Annotated in this window: 15 protein-coding genes; 8 read left to right on the top strand and 7 right to left on the bottom strand. The window is 42.6% G+C overall.

The window, feature by feature from the left end:
* Positions 1–5: 5 nt before the first annotated feature.
* A complete protein-coding gene (ettA, locus tag AUR67_RS19565) occupies positions 6–1679 on the bottom strand; it encodes an energy-dependent translational throttle protein EttA (RefSeq protein ID WP_054562291.1) in 1674 nt (557 codons plus the stop codon).
* 199 nt (positions 1680–1878) lie between these two features.
* Here ettA and AUR67_RS19560 point away from each other — a divergent pair, with 199 nt between their 5' ends.
* The 4 genes from AUR67_RS19560 (at position 1879) to AUR67_RS19545 (ending at position 7743) form a co-directional block, all read left to right on the top strand.
* Complete coding sequence (locus tag AUR67_RS19560) at positions 1879–2826, top strand: homoserine O-succinyltransferase (RefSeq protein ID WP_054562290.1); 948 nt, start codon at positions 1879–1881, stop codon at positions 2824–2826.
* A complete protein-coding gene (locus AUR67_RS19555) occupies positions 2816–3883 on the top strand; it encodes a homocysteine S-methyltransferase family protein (protein ID WP_058586491.1) in 1068 nt (355 codons plus the stop codon). Before AUR67_RS19560 ends, AUR67_RS19555 begins: the two co-directional genes overlap by 11 nt.
* 9 nt (positions 3884–3892) lie before the next feature.
* Positions 3893–6523, top strand: a complete 2631-nt coding sequence (metH, locus tag AUR67_RS19550; RefSeq protein ID WP_058586490.1) for a methionine synthase — start codon at positions 3893–3895, stop codon at positions 6521–6523.
* Positions 6524–6702: 179 nt separating this feature from the next.
* Positions 6703–7743, top strand: coding sequence for a GGDEF domain-containing protein (locus AUR67_RS19545; protein WP_058586489.1), 1041 nt, complete (start codon positions 6703–6705; stop codon positions 7741–7743).
* A 40-nt stretch (positions 7744–7783) separates the two neighbouring features.
* Here the strand turns inward: AUR67_RS19545 and AUR67_RS19540 are convergent, their stop codons facing one another.
* Both AUR67_RS19540 and AUR67_RS19535 read right to left on the bottom strand, forming a co-directional pair.
* The gene (locus AUR67_RS19540) at positions 7784–7981 is read right to left on the bottom strand and encodes a CsbD family protein (protein ID WP_058586488.1); all 198 of its coding nucleotides are present in this window, start codon (positions 7979–7981) and stop codon (positions 7784–7786) included.
* Positions 7982–8176: 195 nt separating this feature from the next.
* Positions 8177–8944, bottom strand: a complete 768-nt coding sequence (locus AUR67_RS19535; protein ID WP_058586487.1) for a substrate-binding periplasmic protein — start codon at positions 8942–8944, stop codon at positions 8177–8179.
* Between the two features lie 169 nt (positions 8945–9113).
* Here AUR67_RS19535 and hrpB point away from each other — a divergent pair, with 169 nt between their 5' ends.
* Positions 9114–11534, top strand: a complete 2421-nt coding sequence (gene hrpB / locus AUR67_RS19530) for an ATP-dependent helicase HrpB (protein ID WP_058586486.1) — start codon at positions 9114–9116, stop codon at positions 11532–11534.
* 38 nt (positions 11535–11572) lie between these two features.
* Here hrpB and AUR67_RS19525 read toward each other — a convergent pair whose 3' ends face one another.
* Together AUR67_RS19525 and AUR67_RS19520 are read right to left on the bottom strand one after the other, a co-directional pair.
* Complete coding sequence (locus AUR67_RS19525) at positions 11573–11875, bottom strand: helix-turn-helix domain-containing protein (RefSeq protein ID WP_058586485.1); 303 nt, start codon at positions 11873–11875, stop codon at positions 11573–11575.
* Positions 11868–12242, bottom strand: a complete 375-nt coding sequence (locus tag AUR67_RS19520) for a type II toxin-antitoxin system RelE/ParE family toxin (RefSeq protein ID WP_058586484.1) — start codon at positions 12240–12242, stop codon at positions 11868–11870. The genes AUR67_RS19525 and AUR67_RS19520 overlap by 8 nt, the downstream gene beginning before the upstream one ends.
* Positions 12243–12481: 239 nt before the next feature.
* Here AUR67_RS19520 and AUR67_RS19515 point away from each other — a divergent pair, with 239 nt between their 5' ends.
* Positions 12482–12919, top strand: a complete 438-nt coding sequence (locus tag AUR67_RS19515; protein ID WP_058586483.1) for a hypothetical protein — start codon at positions 12482–12484, stop codon at positions 12917–12919.
* A 2-nt stretch (positions 12920–12921) separates the two neighbouring features.
* On the opposite strand, the gene AUR67_RS19510 is transcribed toward AUR67_RS19515, so the two are convergent.
* Both AUR67_RS19510 and AUR67_RS19505 read right to left on the bottom strand, forming a co-directional pair.
* A complete protein-coding gene (locus AUR67_RS19510; protein WP_058586482.1) occupies positions 12922–14013 on the bottom strand; it encodes an alkene reductase in 1092 nt (363 codons plus the stop codon).
* A 98-nt stretch (positions 14014–14111) separates the two neighbouring features.
* Positions 14112–14999 (bottom strand): LysR substrate-binding domain-containing protein, encoded by an 888-nt coding sequence (locus tag AUR67_RS19505; RefSeq protein ID WP_058586481.1) that lies wholly within the window; start codon positions 14997–14999, stop codon positions 14112–14114.
* Between the two features lie 110 nt (positions 15000–15109).
* On the opposite strand from AUR67_RS19505, the gene AUR67_RS19500 reads away from it, so the two are divergent.
* Both AUR67_RS19500 and AUR67_RS19495 read left to right on the top strand, forming a co-directional pair.
* Complete coding sequence (locus tag AUR67_RS19500) at positions 15110–16291, top strand: MFS transporter (protein ID WP_058586480.1); 1182 nt, start codon at positions 15110–15112, stop codon at positions 16289–16291.
* 88 nt (positions 16292–16379) lie between these two features.
* Complete coding sequence (locus tag AUR67_RS19495) at positions 16380–16847, top strand: nuclear transport factor 2 family protein (RefSeq protein WP_058586479.1); 468 nt, start codon at positions 16380–16382, stop codon at positions 16845–16847.
* The last annotated feature ends 195 nt before the right edge of the window (positions 16848–17042 follow it).

The raw sequence follows: 17042 nt of genomic DNA, 5'->3' as shown, positions 1-17042 counted from the left end.
GCTAATTAGCCAATTTTTTTGTATTTAATACGCTTAGGTTGTGCCGCTTCTGCGCCTAAGGTTTTCTTCAACCACTCTTCGTATTCTGTGTAGTTACCATCGAAGAAGTTAATTTGGCCTTCGTCACGGTAATCAAGAATATGTGTAGCAATACGGTCAAGGAACCAACGGTCATGCGAGATACACATTACACAGCCAGGGAACTCTAAAATAGCGTTCTCAAGTGCACGTAGTGTTTCAACGTCTAGGTCATTGGTTGGCTCATCCAGTAGTAATACGTTACCACCTGCTTTTAGTAACTTAGCTAGGTGTAAACGGTTGCGCTCACCACCTGATAGGTCTTTAACGAATTTTTGTTGGTCGTTACCTTTGAAGTTAAAGCGGCCAACATAGGCACGGCTTGGGAATTCAAAGTTACCAATTTTTAATACGTCTTGGCCGTTAGAGATTTCTTGGAAAACAGTGTTGCTTTCGTCCATGTCGCCACGGAACTGATCAACCGTTGCAAGCTCAACAGTGTCACCAACAATGATCTCACCGCTATCTGGTGTTTCTTCACCACTTAGCATTTTGAATAGCGTTGATTTACCCGCACCATTGGCACCGATAATACCTACGATAGCGCCTTTCGGCATTGCAAAGTTTAAGTCATCGATTAATACGCGATCGCCAAAGCTCTTCTTCAGGCCTTTCACTTCGATAACTTGGTCACCTAAGCGTGGACCCGGTGGAATGAATAGCTCATTCGTTTCGTTACGCTTTTGGTAATCGTTCTGCTGTAGCTCAGAGAACTGCGCCATACGTGCTTTAGATTTAGCTTGACGGCCTTTCGGATTTGAACGAACCCATTCAAGTTCTTGCGCGATTGATTTTTGACGTGCTTTTTCAGATTTCTGTTCTTGTTGTAAACGTAAATCTTTTTGCTCAAGCCACGATGAGTAGTTACCTTCCCAAGGAATACCTTCACCACGGTCAAGCTCTAAAATCCAACCTGCTACGTTGTCTAAGAAGTAACGGTCGTGGGTTACAGCAACCACGGTACCTTCGTAGTCGTGTAAGAAGCGCTCTAACCAAGCAACTGACTCAGCGTCTAAGTGGTTGGTTGGTTCGTCAAGAATAAGCATATCTGGTTTTTCAAGTAGCAAACGACAGATCGCAACACGGCGACGCTCACCACCCGAAAGGTGTTCAATTTTTGCATCCCAAGGTGGAAGGCGTAATGCATCAGCTGCACGCTCTAACACGTTGTCGATATTGTGACCGTCGTGCGCTTGGATGATAGCTTCTAATTCGCCTTGCTCTTTCGCAAGTGCATCAAAGTCAGCACCGTCCATTGCATACTCGTTGTATACTTCATCAAGGCGGTTTAGTGCATTTTTAACTTCGCTTACTGCTTCTTCTACTGTTTCGCGAACTGTCTTGCTTTCGTCTAGTACAGGTTCTTGCGGTAAGTAACCGATTTTAGTGCCTGGTTGAGGGCGAGCTTCACCTTCAAAGTCTTGGTCAACACCAGCCATAATGCGAAGTAACGTTGATTTACCTGCACCGTTTAGACCTAGCACACCAATTTTTGCGCCTGGGAAAAAGTGTAAAGAAATATCTTTTAAGATAGTGCGCTTAGGTGGCACAACCTTAGAAACTCGACTCATCGAGAATATAAACTTATCTGGTAACACCATGAAAGGAGCCTTCAATTTATAAGAAAAATTAATAGCGTATATTGTAGAGGCTCTGTCGCGTATACGTCAACGAAACAGGCTTTTATGGGCTTTGCTTTCAAACAATTAAAATTCATTTGGACATCTAAACATCTAGAGGTTGAAATTTCTAACTATCCGTTCATAATTAGCAGTCAGATAAGTATGCTCGGAGCCAGCTATGCCCATTACAGTAAAAGATGAATTGCCTGCCATTGCAAAGTTACGTCAAGAAAACGTGTTTGTAATGCCAAAAAGTCGTGCTAAAACGCAAGAAATCCGCCCAATGCGTTTGGCCATCTTAAACTTAATGCCAAACAAAGTTGAAACCGAAGTGCAGTTTATTCGCTTGTTAGCAAACTCACCGCTGCAAGTTAATGTTGAGCTGTTGCGCTTAGATACCCATCGCACCAGTAGTAACTCTGAGCAGCACATGGATACGTTTTATCGTTATTTTTCAGAAGTGAAAGATAATAACTACGATGCCATGATTATCACGGGGGCGCCGCTTGCTCATTTAGAATATGACGAAGTTGCTTACTGGGACGAACTAAAAATTATTTTAGATTGGGCAGAGCAGCATGTGACGTCTACGCTATTTTCGTGTTGGGCGGCCCATGCTGGGCTTTATCATCACTATGGTCTTAAACGTGATTTGAAACCAAACAAACTCAGTGGCGTATTTACCCATAAAAGCTATTTTGACCATGCAGCGCTAACGCGTGGCTTTGATGATACCTTTTTAGTGCCACATTCTCGTTATGGTCATATTGATATCGATAAGATCAATGCCTGCGAAGAGCTGGTGGTGTTAGCCGGATCAGAGCGAGTTGGTGCCTACTTAATTAAAAATAAATCAGGCAGCCAAGTGTATATTACTGGCCATCCAGAGTACGATGCTCATACCTTAAAAGGGGAGTATTTACGTGACCAAGAAAAATCAGCGGATGCACCTAAGCCAGAAAATTACTTTCCTGACGATAACCCAGACAACGAACCGTCGAAAACGTGGCAAAGCCATGCCTTTTTATTGTTTTCGAATTGGTTAAACTATTATGTGTACCAAACTACACCGTATGATATTAACTTAGTTAGCCAAGATGTAAGGACTAACAACTATGCCGAGTAATGCAGTGAATAAACGCGAACAATTAACCGAGGCGCTGAAACAGCGAATTTTAATCCTCGATGGCGCGATGGGCACCATGATCCAAGAATATAAATTAGAAGAACAGGATTATCGCGGTGAGCGCTTTAAAGACTGGCACGTACTTATTAAAGGCAATAACGATTTATTAAGCCTGACTCAGCCAAAAATCATTGCTGATATTCACCGTGCTTATTTAGAAGCCGGTGCCGATATCATCGAAACGAATACCTTTAATGCCACGACTATTTCGATGGAAGATTACGACATGGCGAGCCTTAGCCGCGAAATCAACCTCGAGTCAGCGAAGCTTGCACGCAGCGTGTGTGATGAACTTGAAGCAAAAGATCCTAGCAAACCGCGTTATGTAGCTGGTGTACTTGGGCCAACGTCAAAAACCTGTTCTATTTCACCAGATGTAAATGACCCAGGTTATCGTAATATCAACTTTGATAAGCTGGTGGCTGCGTATGTTGAGTCAACACTGGCATTAATGGAAGGTGGTGCTGACCTTATTTTAATAGAAACGATCTTTGATACCCTTAATGCAAAAGCGGCTTCGTTTGCCGTAGAAGAAGCATTCGAACAAGCTGGTCGTAGTTTACCTGTGATGATCTCAGGCACCATTACCGATGCCTCTGGCCGTACTTTATCAGGGCAAACCACAGAAGCATTTTATAACTCAATTCGCCATATCAAACCGTTATCAATCGGCCTTAACTGTGCCCTTGGCCCTGATTTACTGCGTCAATATGTTGAAGAGTTATCACGTGTTTGCGAAACCTTTACCTCGGTGCATCCCAATGCCGGTTTACCGAATGAGTTTGGCGAATATGATTTAGAAGCCCCTGAAATGGCAAAAGAAATTATCGACTGGGGCAAGTCTGGCTTTATCAACATTGTAGGTGGTTGTTGTGGCACCACACCGGCTCATATTAAGGCGTTTGCGAAAGGCCTTGAAGGTGTTAAACCTCGCCAATTACCTGAGCTTGAAGTGCGTATGCGCTTATCGGGCCTTGAAGCGTGTAACTTAAACTAGGAAACCGACATGACTGACCAAATTGCTGTATTTACTAACGTCGGTGAGCGTACCAATGTAACAGGCTCGGCTAAGTTTAAGCGCTTGATCATGGAAGAAGATTACGAGACTGCTCTCGATGTTGCCCGTGAACAAGTAGAAAATGGCGCGCAAGTGATTGATATCAACATGGATGAAGCCATGTTGGACTCGAAAGCGGCGATGATAAAGTTTTTAAACTTAATTGCCTCAGAGCCTGATATCTCAAAAGTACCTATCATGGTCGACTCATCTAAATGGGACGTGATTGAAGCAGGCTTAAAGTGTATTCAAGGTAAGGCCATTGTTAACTCAATTTCACTTAAAGAAGGTGAAGAGCCGTTTATCCGCCAAGCTAAGCTAATTAAACGCTTTGGTGCTGCTGCGGTTGTAATGGCGTTTGATGAAACCGGGCAAGCAGAAACTGCTGATCGTAAGTTCGAGATTTGTCAGCGTAGTTACAAAATACTCGTTGATGATATTGGCTTTCCGCCAGAAGACATTATTTTTGACCCGAACATTTTTGCCGTTGCAACGGGTATTGAAGAGCACGATAACTACGCTGTTGAGTTTATTGAAGGTACGCGTCGAATTAAGCAAGGCTTACCGCACTGTAAAGTGTCGGGTGGTGTATCGAATGTGTCGTTCTCGTTCCGAGGTAATAACCCAGTACGTGAAGCTATTCACTCAGTGTTTTTATACCACGCGATTAAAGCGGGTATGGACATGGGCATTGTAAATGCGGGCCAATTAGCGGTTTACGACGATATCCCTGAAGAGCTGCGCAAAGCTGTAGAAGATGTGATACTCAATACCGACCCAGGTGCTGGTGAGCGACTTGTTGAACTTGCACCAAAATACTCAGGTATGGCGCAAGCAGAGAAAGTTGAAGATCTAGAGTGGCGTACTTGGCCTGTTGAAAAGCGCCTTGAACATGCGCTAGTAAAAGGCATTACCGAGTACATCGACGAAGATACCGAAGAGTGCCGTAAGAGCAAAGCTAAGCCTATCGAAGTGATCGAAGGGCCGCTTATGGACGGCATGAATGTAGTAGGTGACTTATTTGGCGCGGGTAAAATGTTCTTACCGCAGGTTGTTAAGTCTGCACGTGTGATGAAGCGTGCCGTTGCCTATCTTGACCCTTTCATTGAAGCCGAAAAAGAAGAGGGCGCAACCAATGGTAAAGTGGTTATGGCAACTGTTAAGGGCGATGTACACGACATTGGTAAGAACATTGTAGGCGTTGTACTGCAATGTAATAACTACGAGGTTATTGACCTTGGTGTGATGGTGCCAGCAGAGAAAATCTTGCAAACCGCCATTGACGAAAAAGCCGACATTATTGGTTTATCAGGGCTGATTACCCCATCACTTGATGAAATGGTGCATGTTGCTAAAGAAATGACCCGTCGTGGTTTTGAATTACCGTTACTGATTGGTGGTGCAACAACCTCTAAAGCGCATACTGCGGTTAAAATTGAGCCTCAGTATGATAAAGGTGTGGTTTATGTAAATAACGCCAGCCGTGCTGTTGGGGTGGTTTCTAATTTATTGTCGAAAGAGTTAAAGCCAGCATTTTTAGAGAAAACCAAGGCTGAGTATGAAAAAGTACGTGAACAACAAGCACGTAAAAAGCCGCGCTCAAAACCCGTTACTTTACAGCGTGCTCGCGACAATGCAGTGAAACTTGATTGGGATAACTACACGCCACCTGTACCGAAAAAGCTGGGTGTGACTGAGTTTAAAGATGTTTCGATTGCGACGTTAAGACAGTACATCGACTGGACTCCTTATTTCATGACGTGGTCAATCGCTGGTAAGTACCCACGTATTCTTGAAGATGAAATTGTAGGTGAACAGGCTAAAAGCTTATTCGCTGATGCCAACGCAATGCTTGATGAGATTGAACAATCAGGTGCGCTACAACCTCTAGGTGTCATTGGTTTATTCCCTGCAAACCGAGTAGGGGATGACATTGAGATTTACACCGATGAGTCGCGTACAACGCTTTTAACTACATCGTGTCATTTACGTCAGCAAACAGAAAAAACCGACTTTGCTAACTACTGTTTAGCTGATTATATTGCGCCAAAAGGCACCCCTGATTACTTTGGTGCTTTTGCGGTTACTGGTGGTCTTGAAGAAGACGACCTTGCCGATGCCTTCGATGCTAAGCAAGATGATTATAATAAGATCATGGTTAAAGCCGTAGCAGACCGTTTAGCAGAAGCATTTGCTGAATATTTGCATGAGCAAGTACGTAAAGAGTATTGGGGCTATGCGGTAGATGAGAATCTATCGAACGATGAACTTATTCGTGAAAACTACCAAGGTATTCGCCCTGCGCCAGGTTATCCTGCTTGTCCTGAACATACAGAGAAGAAGAAAATCTGGCAGTTACTTGATACCGAGCAACGTATTGGCATGAAGCTAACCAGTTCATACGCAATGTGGCCGGGTGCGGCGGTTTCTGGTTGGTATTTCTCTCACCCTGAAGCTAAATACTACGCAGTGGCGCAAATTCAAAAAGATCAGGTTGAAGATTACGCTAAGCGTACCAACATGACTCTTGCAGAAGCCGAGCGTTGGTTGTCGCCTAATTTGGGCTATGAACCAGAATAATAACCTTTAGTTATTAGCTTTTGTTTAAATTAAAAACGAGCCCTAAATGGCTCGTTTTTTTATGCCCATTTTTTATCATACTTTTTTCTTTTTAATTGTTTTAATACTGGCAAATTCCTTCTAATTTATATATTTGTGTTAAAGTTATTGTGATTGATCAAGAAATCTAAGGTGAAATTGTGATTGATACAGTGAATGCAAGTGACAAAGATAAAGCACGGTTTTTACGTGTTTTTGCATTTATTGGTTCGATCACCTCGTTTTTAATGGCGATCACCAGCTATCAAGATGGTTACCATGCCCTTAGCTATTTATTGATTATTGGCGGCTTTGTGTTTGCCTCACCTTTTGTCATTAAAAATCGTGACGAAACCATCGCAGTACTTATGCTGTACGCCCTCTATTCGATGATGTGTTTTTTAATCGTCTCAGGAGGAAGTAATGGCACGGGGCCGTTATGGCTGTTTATCGTATCTCCTGTGACCTTTTTTATTCGTGGTTTAAAGCGCGGAGCGTTCGATCTTATCTTGCTTGCCAGTATTATCTCGGTGCTTTTCTATTTTACCGATCAATTTGGCTATTACAGTTATCCGAGTCACTACTTTCCTACTCGGGTCATGCTGTGTTTCTCGATTTTATGTATTTTGGCTGGCTTCTACGAATATTACCGTAACAAATACAGTTTGCAGTTAATGGAACAACTTAAGCTTAATCAAAAGCTGGCTCGTACTGACGCGATGACAGAACTCGCTAACCGTCGCTATGCAACAGAATGCTTGCAAGATAAGCGCTTTGGCGAAGGGGCAGTGTTCTTGCTGATGGATGTTGATAACTTTAAGCAAATCAACGATACCTACGGTCATCAAGTGGGCGATGAGGTGCTGATATTTTTTGCTGATGTATTTAAGAACGTGTGCACAGAAGAAGATGTTATTTCCCGTTGGGGCGGCGAAGAGTTTTTAATTGTGATCCCAACAGGGCATGAGCTTAGAGCCAGAAAAGTAGCTGAAAAAATCCATAAGAAACTTGCTGAAAAGCCATTTACGAGCGGCCAGCATCTTTTTCATGTTACCTTAAGTATTGGCTTGTACGTGCGCGTCGCTGATGAGAGCGTGGATCACTGTTTGAACATTGCCGATAAACGGCTTTACCGCGCTAAATCGCAAGGTAAAAATCAAACGGTTGCTGAAGTTGATTTAGCAAAGCATGAGCCTGCTTGATAAATAAAGCCGCAAATAGCGGCTTTATTGATTGCTCAAATTAATGGCTTTTTTCAAAGTCGCTGACTTCACGCTCAGCTTCTTCCTTAGATTTACCGTATTTTTGCTGAAGTTTACCAACCAGCTCTTTACGGCTACCTTCAATTTTATCTAAATCATCATCGGTAAGGTCACCCCATTTACGTTGTGCTTTACCTTTAATCTCTTTCCAGTTGCCTTCTAAACGATCGCTGTTCATCATAATCTCCTTACTTTGTTAAACATTCATCTTAGTAAGAGCAATCGCTGTACCAATTTGGTGAAATCTATTAACTGATTGATTTATAGTTATTTTATTTTTTGAATATAGTGAGTGGAATTTAAAAGTTTGCAATTACTACGTAGTTTTTAGAATCAGCCTGTAATATTTTCTGTTGCGCTAGTTTTTAGATACTTAGTGGCTCTTAGATGTATAGCGATTGATTATCCGCGTGTATTCTTCAGTTGATTTTAGTTTACGCAAGTTCTCGTTAAACAGGTCTCTTAAGGCCTCGTCTCGAAATAAAAAGCCACTGGGGTTTTTGCCAAATAACGCAAATCGTTGCACAGGTTTAGAGACATCAATTTCGTCATTGATATTAATTAACGCTCGATAATAATCAAAAATTTTACCGTCCATCTGGATTACCTCGTAGCGCTCTCGATACAAAAGCTGTACTTGTGCAAGTTGATCATAGGTTTCTGCGTATTGTGGGTTTTCTCTGGCCATTGCTTGATATTCTGGTGAGAGTAATTCTTTTGCACCTTGCCATGAAAGAACACTAAAGTGTTTTAATTGTGTAATAGAGCTAAGCTGCAGGTTTTGCTTGGCCAGACTAAAAGCAAAGTTCTCGTAGCTGTAAGCAATATCTGAAAAGTAACCGCTCATTTGATGGGCTTCGATAACTTTTTCATTAATATCAGACACAACATCAACTAAGTTCTCAGTATACAAAGGGATCCGCCTTGCATAGGGAACGTAGACAAAGTGTATTTGATAACCGTGAACACCGAGCGTCGCGCGAAGTAAGTCAGGAATAATGCCTGTGTTGTCTTCAACCATGACCCAAGGGGGTAGTGTATTGCCAAGTGCAACCGTAATTTTTTGCTGACTAAATGCTTTTTGAAACGGGAAAACTAAAAGTAGCAAGGTGATTAAAATACGGGTGTAAATCCTGAACAAGTTAATTCCTTATTCTGATTTTTGTTTGGTCGTTTAATCAAGAATAAGTCTAAACTGGCAGAATGCAATGTTTTCACTTCTAAAGCCCGAGATAGAAAATAAGCCTATAGCCATCGCAATTTTTAGTTTTTTGATACAATGCGTGAAAAGAAAGTAAGAGATACCTAACGTGCTGCCAGTTCAAGATATTTATCAATCCCTGTTAACCACATTACAGAGTAACCCAATGGCCTTATTGCAAGCGCCGCCGGGAGCGGGTAAATCAACATGGCTGCCTCTTACCTTAATGCGCGAAGGGCACTTTAAACGCATTGTTATGTTAGAGCCAAGACGACTGGCCGCACGCAATATTGCCCAGTATTTGGCAAGTCAGCAGAATGAAATAGTCGGTGACAGTGTCGGCTTACGCATTCGTGGCGAATCAAAAGTAAGTTCTACAACTAAACTCGAAATTGTCACGGAAGGCATGCTGACGCGTATGTTGCAAAATGACCCAGAGCTTAGTGATGTTGATTTACTTATATTTGATGAATTTCATGAGCGCTCAATTGCCGCAGATACGGCTTTGGCATTTGCCCTTGAAACACAGGCGGCACTTCGCGATGATTTAAAAATATTGCTGATGTCGGCAACCTTAGACGGCGATCGTTACAGTGAGTTTTTCAGCTGTCCTATTATTTCATCACAAGGTCGAAGCTACCCCATTGATGAAGTGTATATTCCACTTAAAGACGAAAGCCGTTGGCTCGATGACATACCTGCAGTAATAAAACAGGCGCTTAGTGAGCAAACGGGCAGTGCTTTAGTATTTTTGCCAGGGCAGCGTGAAATCATGCGCGTTCAGCAGTCTTTAAATGATTTAGGTGATAGCGTCGAAGTATTTAGCTTGTATGGTGAGCAAAATAAAAACGAGCAACAAGCTGCTATTGCGCCAGCTAAAAATGGCAAACGCAAAGTGGTATTAACCACCAATGTGGCTGAAACCAGTTTGACCATTGAAGGAATACGCATTGTGGTTGATAGCGGCAAACGCCGTGCAGCAAATTTCAATTTAAAAACCGGTGTTACAGAGCTCGTAACGCAAGGTATTTCTCGTTCTTCTGCCATTCAGCGCGCTGGTCGTGCTGGGCGAATTGAGCCAGGGGTTGTGTATCGATTAGGCTCTAAACAAACCTTTGAGCGCCGTAATAGCCATGATGCGCCAGAAATTTTGACCAGTGATATTAGTCAGTTGTTATTAGAGGCAAAGCAGTGGGGGGCATCACTTGCTGAGCTTAGCTTACTCGACCCACCTAGTAGCCAGCAGATTAAACAGGCAACGGCACTTTTAAAAATGCTCGAAGCCATTGATGAAAATGAAAAGCTAACAGCCCTTGGCAGCCAAATGCTGAGCTATGGAGCCGATATTCGTCTCTCACACATGCTCATTAAGGCAAAGCAACTAGAGCAGCACATGTCTGGTATTTATGTATTAGCGGGGTATTTAACTGCACTGCTTGAAAGCCGCATTAGTATGCCTGCGGATCTTAATTTGGCATTACATAGTCAGCACAGCAAACCGCACCCAGTATTTAAGCAGCAATTAAATTATTGGCTATCGCGCTTGCAACTCAAACCGGTTAATGAGCTTAAAACAGAGTACTTGTCGCTGCTGGTGGCGCTTGCTTTTCCAGACCGCCTAGCCAAAAAACGCGGTAATGGTTATTTACTTGCCAATGGTGCAGGCGCCGATTTAAGTGAGGAGTTTTGGCATAACGATGACTATATTGCCATTGCGCATATGGGCGGCCATAAGGGAAACCGTGTTTTTGCTGCTGTTGCCTTTATGCCAAGTGAGCTTGAAGATGAGCTTTCGCATTTATTTACTGAGCAAACTCGCTGCGAATACGATGAAAAAGCAGGGCGTTTTATCCATCAAGATGAGCTCAAGCTGGGTGCCATCACCATAGCGAGTCAACCAAGTAAACAGCCACTAGATAAAAACGAGCGCACCAAAGCTTGGTTAAATTTATTTAGTAAGCGGGGCTTTTCGTTATTTAATGAACAGCCCGATAGTGAGCAGTTACTTATTCGAATGAGCTTGGCAAGTAAGCTGTTACCAGAGTCATTCCCGAGTTTAAATCATGATGATTTAATTGCCGATAGCCAATGGCTTGCACCTTATTTGGATGATATTAAAAACCTTGAGCAATTAAAAAAGTTCAATTACAGCGAAGCGATTAAAAGCTGTTTTGATTGGCAGCAGCAAAGTTTATTGAATGAATTGCTCCCCTTACGATTAACGGTGCCAAGTGGTTCAAATGTAAAAGTGACCTATCAGCTTGATGGCCCTGCGAAGCTCAGTGTACGCATGCAAGAAGTGTATGGCATGACCAGCACGCCTTTGCTGGCACAAGGTAAACTGCCATTATTAATGGAGCTATTATCACCAGCGAGGCGACCGCTGCAGTTAACTCAAGACTTAGCTAACTTTTGGCAAACGAGTTACCGCGATGTACAAAAAGAAATGAAAGGGCGTTACCCAAAACATTTTTGGCCAGACAACCCCGCCACCAGCCAAGCGACTAATAAAGTAAAAAGTAAGATGTGATTTTAATGAAGTGAGTTTTACAGCGCTTTGGATTGGGCTTAAGCGATTACTTCTAACCCTTTTTGCTCTGCCAGAGTGAGCATTTTCAATGCTGCTCCTCTTGGTGAGCTATCACCTTGCTCCCATTTTTTAACTAACTTGTCACTGACATTTAAGTATTGAGCAAAAACCGGTTGTGAGAGATTGTATTTCAGTCTTAAATTACGAACTTGTTCGGGGGTAAATTCATGAACACTTGTAAGGCATAATGCGTCAAATTTACGCATTGTCGTTTTGTCTATAACTCCTGACTTTTTTAATCCACTCGCTGTTTTGTGAACTGACTTTAATATGTCACTCATGATCATCACCTACAATTAAAAGTTCGCCATCATCGACTAGTTGTTCAAGTTCACTTTGGGAAAATCGAATAAACTCTTTTGCTAACTCTTTTAATGCTAATTTTTCTTTAGCGTTTATATTAGCTCTAGCGTTTTTAGCAAACGCATAGAGAAAGAAATATTTATCACCAATTACCGCCCCGACAATAGTTCTATAACCAGCTCTTTTTCCTTTACTGCCCATGGCTACGCGCTTTTTATAGACATTACCACCTAGGTCTGCATCGTAAAGGCCTGCTGACATCTCTTTACAAGCGTTTATTAAATCAGCATCAGACAGGCTTTCTTTTTTCGTGCGCGAAACAAAATCCTTTGTTTTATAAATCATAGTATACTCCGTTAGGGTACACTTTCAATGTTTCACTCAGTAGCAAATCAATGATAATGAAGTTTTCATCGGTGCCCCTCTAATGTTGATATCAGAAGTAATGGGTGATTACCAGCTATCTATCTGCGCAAAACCAATACGAATAAAATAAACCGTTACAATTTCTAGCCTTGTTTGGGTTTCTCTTTTGTTGGTTGTTTAGTAGTCTGAATTAGTCATTAGTAAAAAAGAGAAAGTCGGTGTCTGCAGCTATTACCCTTGGTCAATACGTTAAAAAACGCACAGGTGTGCCCCTTGGGCATAAAGATTCGTTGCGCAATATGCTGACACGTTCTCTAGGTGCTAGCTCATTTTATTTGTTTTGGCGATATTGGAATCCGGTCTGGAGCTATTATTTATCTCGGTTTGTAATGAAGCCTTGCAATGATTTTATGCCGGCTTGGTGTGCGGTTGTTGTGACTTTTGCAGTCAGTGGAGCGCTGCACGATTTAGCGGTGAGTTTAGTGAAGTTAAAGCCACTATTCTTTTTTACTCCTTGGTTTACTGTGATGGGCGTGTTGGTATTAGTAAGCAAGTACAGCCAACTCCAGTTTAGCTCAGCTTCTTGGTGGTTAAGAGCGCTCGCCAACATCAGCTTTATTGTATTGAGCTTTTGGTTGACGAGCCACCTTTTTTAGCGCTACTGCGTTGCTAAAGGGTAGTCAGTGTAACCTTTAGCACCGCCTCCAAATAAGGTATCTGGATCATGCTTCGCAAGTTCAATGCCTTGTTCAATACGAGCTGGCAGATCAGGGTTGGCAACAAACGGGCGACCAAAGCCAATTAAATCAGCCCAGCCTGCGGCTATTGCTTGCTCTGCTTTCTCGCCAGTGTACTTGCCCGCATAAATCATTAATCCAGCATAGTTTTCACGTAGCGCTTGCTTAAAACTTTGCTCCATTAAAGGCGCATCATCCCAATCAGCTTCAGCAATGTGCAGGTAAGCAACGTTGAGTTCATTGAGTACTTTTGCTGCGCCAATATAGGTTTCAAATGGGTTATCATCGACCGTCCCATTGAGGGTTGTGAGTGGAGCAAGGCGAACGCCAATACGTTCAGCGCCAATTTCATCACAAACCGCTTGTGTCACTTGTTGTAAAAAGCGTAAGCGGTTTTCTAAACTGCCGCCGTATTCATCAGTGCGTTGGTTTGACTCTGAATCAATAAATTGATTAATTAAGTAACCATTAGCAGCGTGAAGTTCAATACCATCAAACCCCGCATCAACTGCATTACGGGCAGCTTGGCGATATTCGTTTATAACCTGTTTGATGTCGTCATGGCTCATTGCGCGTGGCTGTGCTGTGGCAACAAAGTCGGGTTTGTCATCTTCATCAATAAAAACTTTTACGTCTTTAGCTGCAATAGCAGATGGCGCAATTGGTTGCTCGCCACCTGTGTTACTTGGGTGAGATACTCGGCCAACATGCCATAGCTGAGCAAACATAATGCCACCAGCTTGATGAACTTTGTCGGTTACTTTCTTCCAACCGGCAATTTGCTCGGCGGTATAAATACCCGGTGTCCAAGCATAACCCTTACCCAGGGCTGATATTTGTGTGCCTTCGCTGATAATTAAGCCAGCGCTCGCACGTTGTGCATAGTAGTCGGCCATTAACTCATTGGCGATATCACCCGGTTGTGATGAGCGAGAGCGGGTCATCGGTGGCATAACAATGCGGTTTTTTAATGTATGACCGGCAAGTTGTACGGTATCGAATAATTTGTTCATTACGGCTCCTTGAAAGCGAATATGCTTTCAGCATAACGAAAATTATTTATGAAATTAATGCCACTAATCACAAAACACTTTTGTTAAAAATGCAAAAACTACAGCGTTAACCTTGGGGCTATAAAGTCTAAAAATGCTAATACTCGTGATGAAACACCGCTGTTTTGGTAATACACCGCATGCACTTTTTCGCGGCGATTAGGGCTCAGTACCTCGCCTTCGAGCACTTTTACTAAACGGCCTGCTTTTAAATCTTCGTTGATCATAAATTCCGACAACAAGGTAATGCCATGGCCCTGTATACAAAGCTGGCGCACAGTTTCACCACTTGATGCACTGATTGAAAATTTAAGGTCTAAAGGCGTGGTTAGCGGCCAGTGATTTAAATGCGGCGCATCGGTAAAACCAATAAGCTGGTGCAAGGCTAAGTCAGTTAGCTCATCTAATGGCGGTGCCGCTTTTAAATAGTCAGGGCTTGCAACGAGCTGTAACTTACTAACTCCCAAAGTGCGTGCATGCAAGTTTGAGTCAGCAAGTTCGCCAATACGAATAGCAATATCGGTTTTATGCTCAAGTAAATCGATAATGTTGTCGTGGCTGGTGATCTCAAGTTTTATGTCAGGATAAGCTTGGCTAAAGGCTTTTAAATGTGGTGCTATTTGATGAAACACAAAGGGGCTTGCAGCATCGACTCTTAATTTTCCTGATGGCGCACAGTGCAGAAGCTTTAAGGCTTCTTCGCCTTGTGCAAGCTGACTCAGTGCTTCTCTAGCATAGCCTAAAAATAACTGGCCTTCTTCGGTCAGCTCAATGCGCCTTGTAGTGCGGTTGAATAAGGTAACGTTTAAGGATTTCTCGAGCCGAGTGACCGCCCGTGATATTTTTGCTACTTGCTCATCTAATGCATTGGCTGCACTTGAGAACCCGCCGGTATCAACCACGCTAATAAATGCTTCTAAATCTTGGGTGTTGGAGATCACGCTCATGGTTTTACCTTTTCATTTTTGACAAAAGTATTTTGTCACTACTGCTATTTTTTGCAAATTTAATTTTAGCCACAATAGCCGCACTTTCAAAGTTAAACAGAGGATATGTGATGCCAATAGCATTACTTGCGTTAACTCTCAGTGCGTTTGCCATAGGCACCACTGAGTTTGTGATTGTCGGCTTAGTGCCAACCATCGCTAATGATTTAGCGGTTTCGTTACCGAGTGCCGGGCTACTTGTTAGCTTGTACGCATTAGGGGTTGCGGTGGGGGCGCCAGTATTAACCGCGCTTACCGGACGCTGGAATCGAAAACATGTATTACTTAGCTTAATGAGCCTATTTGTAATCGGTAATTTACTGGCTTGGCAAGCACCTAGTTATGGTAGCTTGATCACCGCAAGGATTCTAACAGGCCTTGCCCATGGGGTGTTTTTCTCAATTGGTTCAACGATCGCTACTGGGCTTGTCAGTAAAGATAAAGAAGCTAGTGCCATTGCGATTATGTTTACGGGGTTAACGGTTGCATTAGTAACCGGTGTGCCATTAGGGACTTGGATTGGTCAGCACTTTGGTTGGCGAGCGACCTTTTTAGTGGTGTCTTTACTGGGCTTAATTGCACTTGTTGGTAGCGCGTTTTTAATTCCTAGCAACTTAAAGCAAAGTAAACCGGCTACTTTGGGTGAGCAGCTAAAAGTAATGGTGCAACCTAGGCTTTTACTGGTGTACTTGATGACCATACTTGGTTATGGCGGCACATTTACTGCCTTTACCTATTTAGCGCCCATTTTAGAGGAGCAAACTGGATTTGCATCAGCCACCATTAGCTTAATCATGCTGGTATATGGGGTATCGGTTGCTGTTGGTAATATTTATGGCGGTAAGTTAGCCGATAAAAAAGGCCCCATTAGTGCGCTGACCATTATCTTTAGTGCTTTGAGTATTGTGCTGTTAGTGCTGACCTTTACCATGCAATCTAAAGTCGCTGCGGTACTGACCATACTTGTATGGGGGGCATTTGCGTTTGGTAATGTGCCTGGGCTGCAAGTATATGTGGTTAAACTTGCCGAAAAGTTCACCCCCAATGCCGTCGATGTGGCATCAGGGTTAAACATTGCAGCGTTTAATATCGGGATTGCGCTGGGCTCAGTGTTAGGTGGTGTTGTCGTTGAAAACTACTCATTGCAAGACACTGCTTGGATTGGCGCTATCATCAGTTTAGCTGCATTAATTGCAACACGATACAGCGGCTATTTAGATAAACGCGAGATCCCAAAGCCACAAACAGCTTAAACTAATATATTGATAGTTCAGGGCTTTGTCGTTATTTTAGGTGCGTAGTTTGATTATTAGTCAATAACTAAAACCACAAGGAATAACGATGAAGCACCTTTATTTTCTAGCTATTTGCCTGTTAAGCGCATTTAGCAGCCAAGCAAAGCAAGCTAACCCAGCGCTTACAGCATTGGCACAGCAGTACTTTAATACCATGGTTGCAACACAAGCACCCAATGCCACCAACAAAGAGTTAGAAGCCTTTTTAGCTTTATTAACTGACGATGTAGCAAACCAACACTTACCTTATCAAACAGATGATTCTAGAGAGCCTGATGGCAAAGCGATGATGCGTAAAGGCATGACTTTTTACCTTGGGGCACACACTGAATACCAAGCAAACTTACTCGATACCTTTATTTTTAATGATTCTGCCATTGCTTTACGTTATACCCATCATGCTAAAGGTATACACCCGCAAAACCAGCAAGAAATTGAATACACGCAGACCATTATGGATGTGCTCGAAATCGAAGATGGCAAGATAGCGGTGATTCGTAAATATCACGAATGAGCTTAGCCTAACATGAGCGCTTTTATAAGCGCTTTTTTATTAAAAATACGCCTGCAATAAATATTCTCTTTTTTCCGCATTTCAGCCTAAATTCATACTTTTTAGGCTTTATTTTGAATAAATTTAAAACTTTTTTATATATCTGATAATGAGCGTAAGAACAGTGGGTTAGCTTAACTTACGAGTATAGCTTTG

The organism is Pseudoalteromonas sp. XI10, from assembly GCF_001469895.1.
In the GTDB taxonomy this organism is placed as follows: Bacteria; Pseudomonadota; Gammaproteobacteria; order Enterobacterales; family Alteromonadaceae; genus Pseudoalteromonas.
The sequence above is the reverse complement of the archived record's forward strand: the minus strand, read 5'-3'. Positions and strand labels throughout refer to the sequence as shown.

What these genes read in the sequence shown, in the direction of transcription:
- ettA (WP_054562291.1), bottom strand. Translation starts at nt 1,679, where the DNA reads ATGGTGTTACCAGATAAGTTTATATTCTCGATGAGTCGAGTTTCTAAG.
- AUR67_RS19525 (WP_058586485.1), bottom strand. Translation starts at nt 11,875, where the DNA reads ATGAGTGACATATTAAAGTCAGTTCACAAAACAGCGAGTGGATTAAAA.
- AUR67_RS19495 (WP_058586479.1), top strand. Translation starts at nt 16,380, where the DNA reads ATGAAGCACCTTTATTTTCTAGCTATTTGCCTGTTAAGCGCATTTAGC.
- AUR67_RS19500 (WP_058586480.1), top strand. Translation starts at nt 15,110, where the DNA reads ATGCCAATAGCATTACTTGCGTTAACTCTCAGTGCGTTTGCCATAGGC.
- AUR67_RS19520 (WP_058586484.1), bottom strand. Translation starts at nt 12,242, where the DNA reads ATGATTTATAAAACAAAGGATTTTGTTTCGCGCACGAAAAAAGAAAGC.
- AUR67_RS19560 (WP_054562290.1), top strand. Translation starts at nt 1,879, where the DNA reads ATGCCCATTACAGTAAAAGATGAATTGCCTGCCATTGCAAAGTTACGT.
- AUR67_RS19505 (WP_058586481.1), bottom strand. Translation starts at nt 14,999, where the DNA reads ATGAGCGTGATCTCCAACACCCAAGATTTAGAAGCATTTATTAGCGTG.
- AUR67_RS19510 (WP_058586482.1), bottom strand. Translation starts at nt 14,013, where the DNA reads ATGAACAAATTATTCGATACCGTACAACTTGCCGGTCATACATTAAAA.
- AUR67_RS19540 (WP_058586488.1), bottom strand. Translation starts at nt 7,981, where the DNA reads ATGAACAGCGATCGTTTAGAAGGCAACTGGAAAGAGATTAAAGGTAAA.
- AUR67_RS19555 (WP_058586491.1), top strand. Translation starts at nt 2,816, where the DNA reads ATGCCGAGTAATGCAGTGAATAAACGCGAACAATTAACCGAGGCGCTG.
- metH (WP_058586490.1), top strand. Translation starts at nt 3,893, where the DNA reads ATGACTGACCAAATTGCTGTATTTACTAACGTCGGTGAGCGTACCAAT.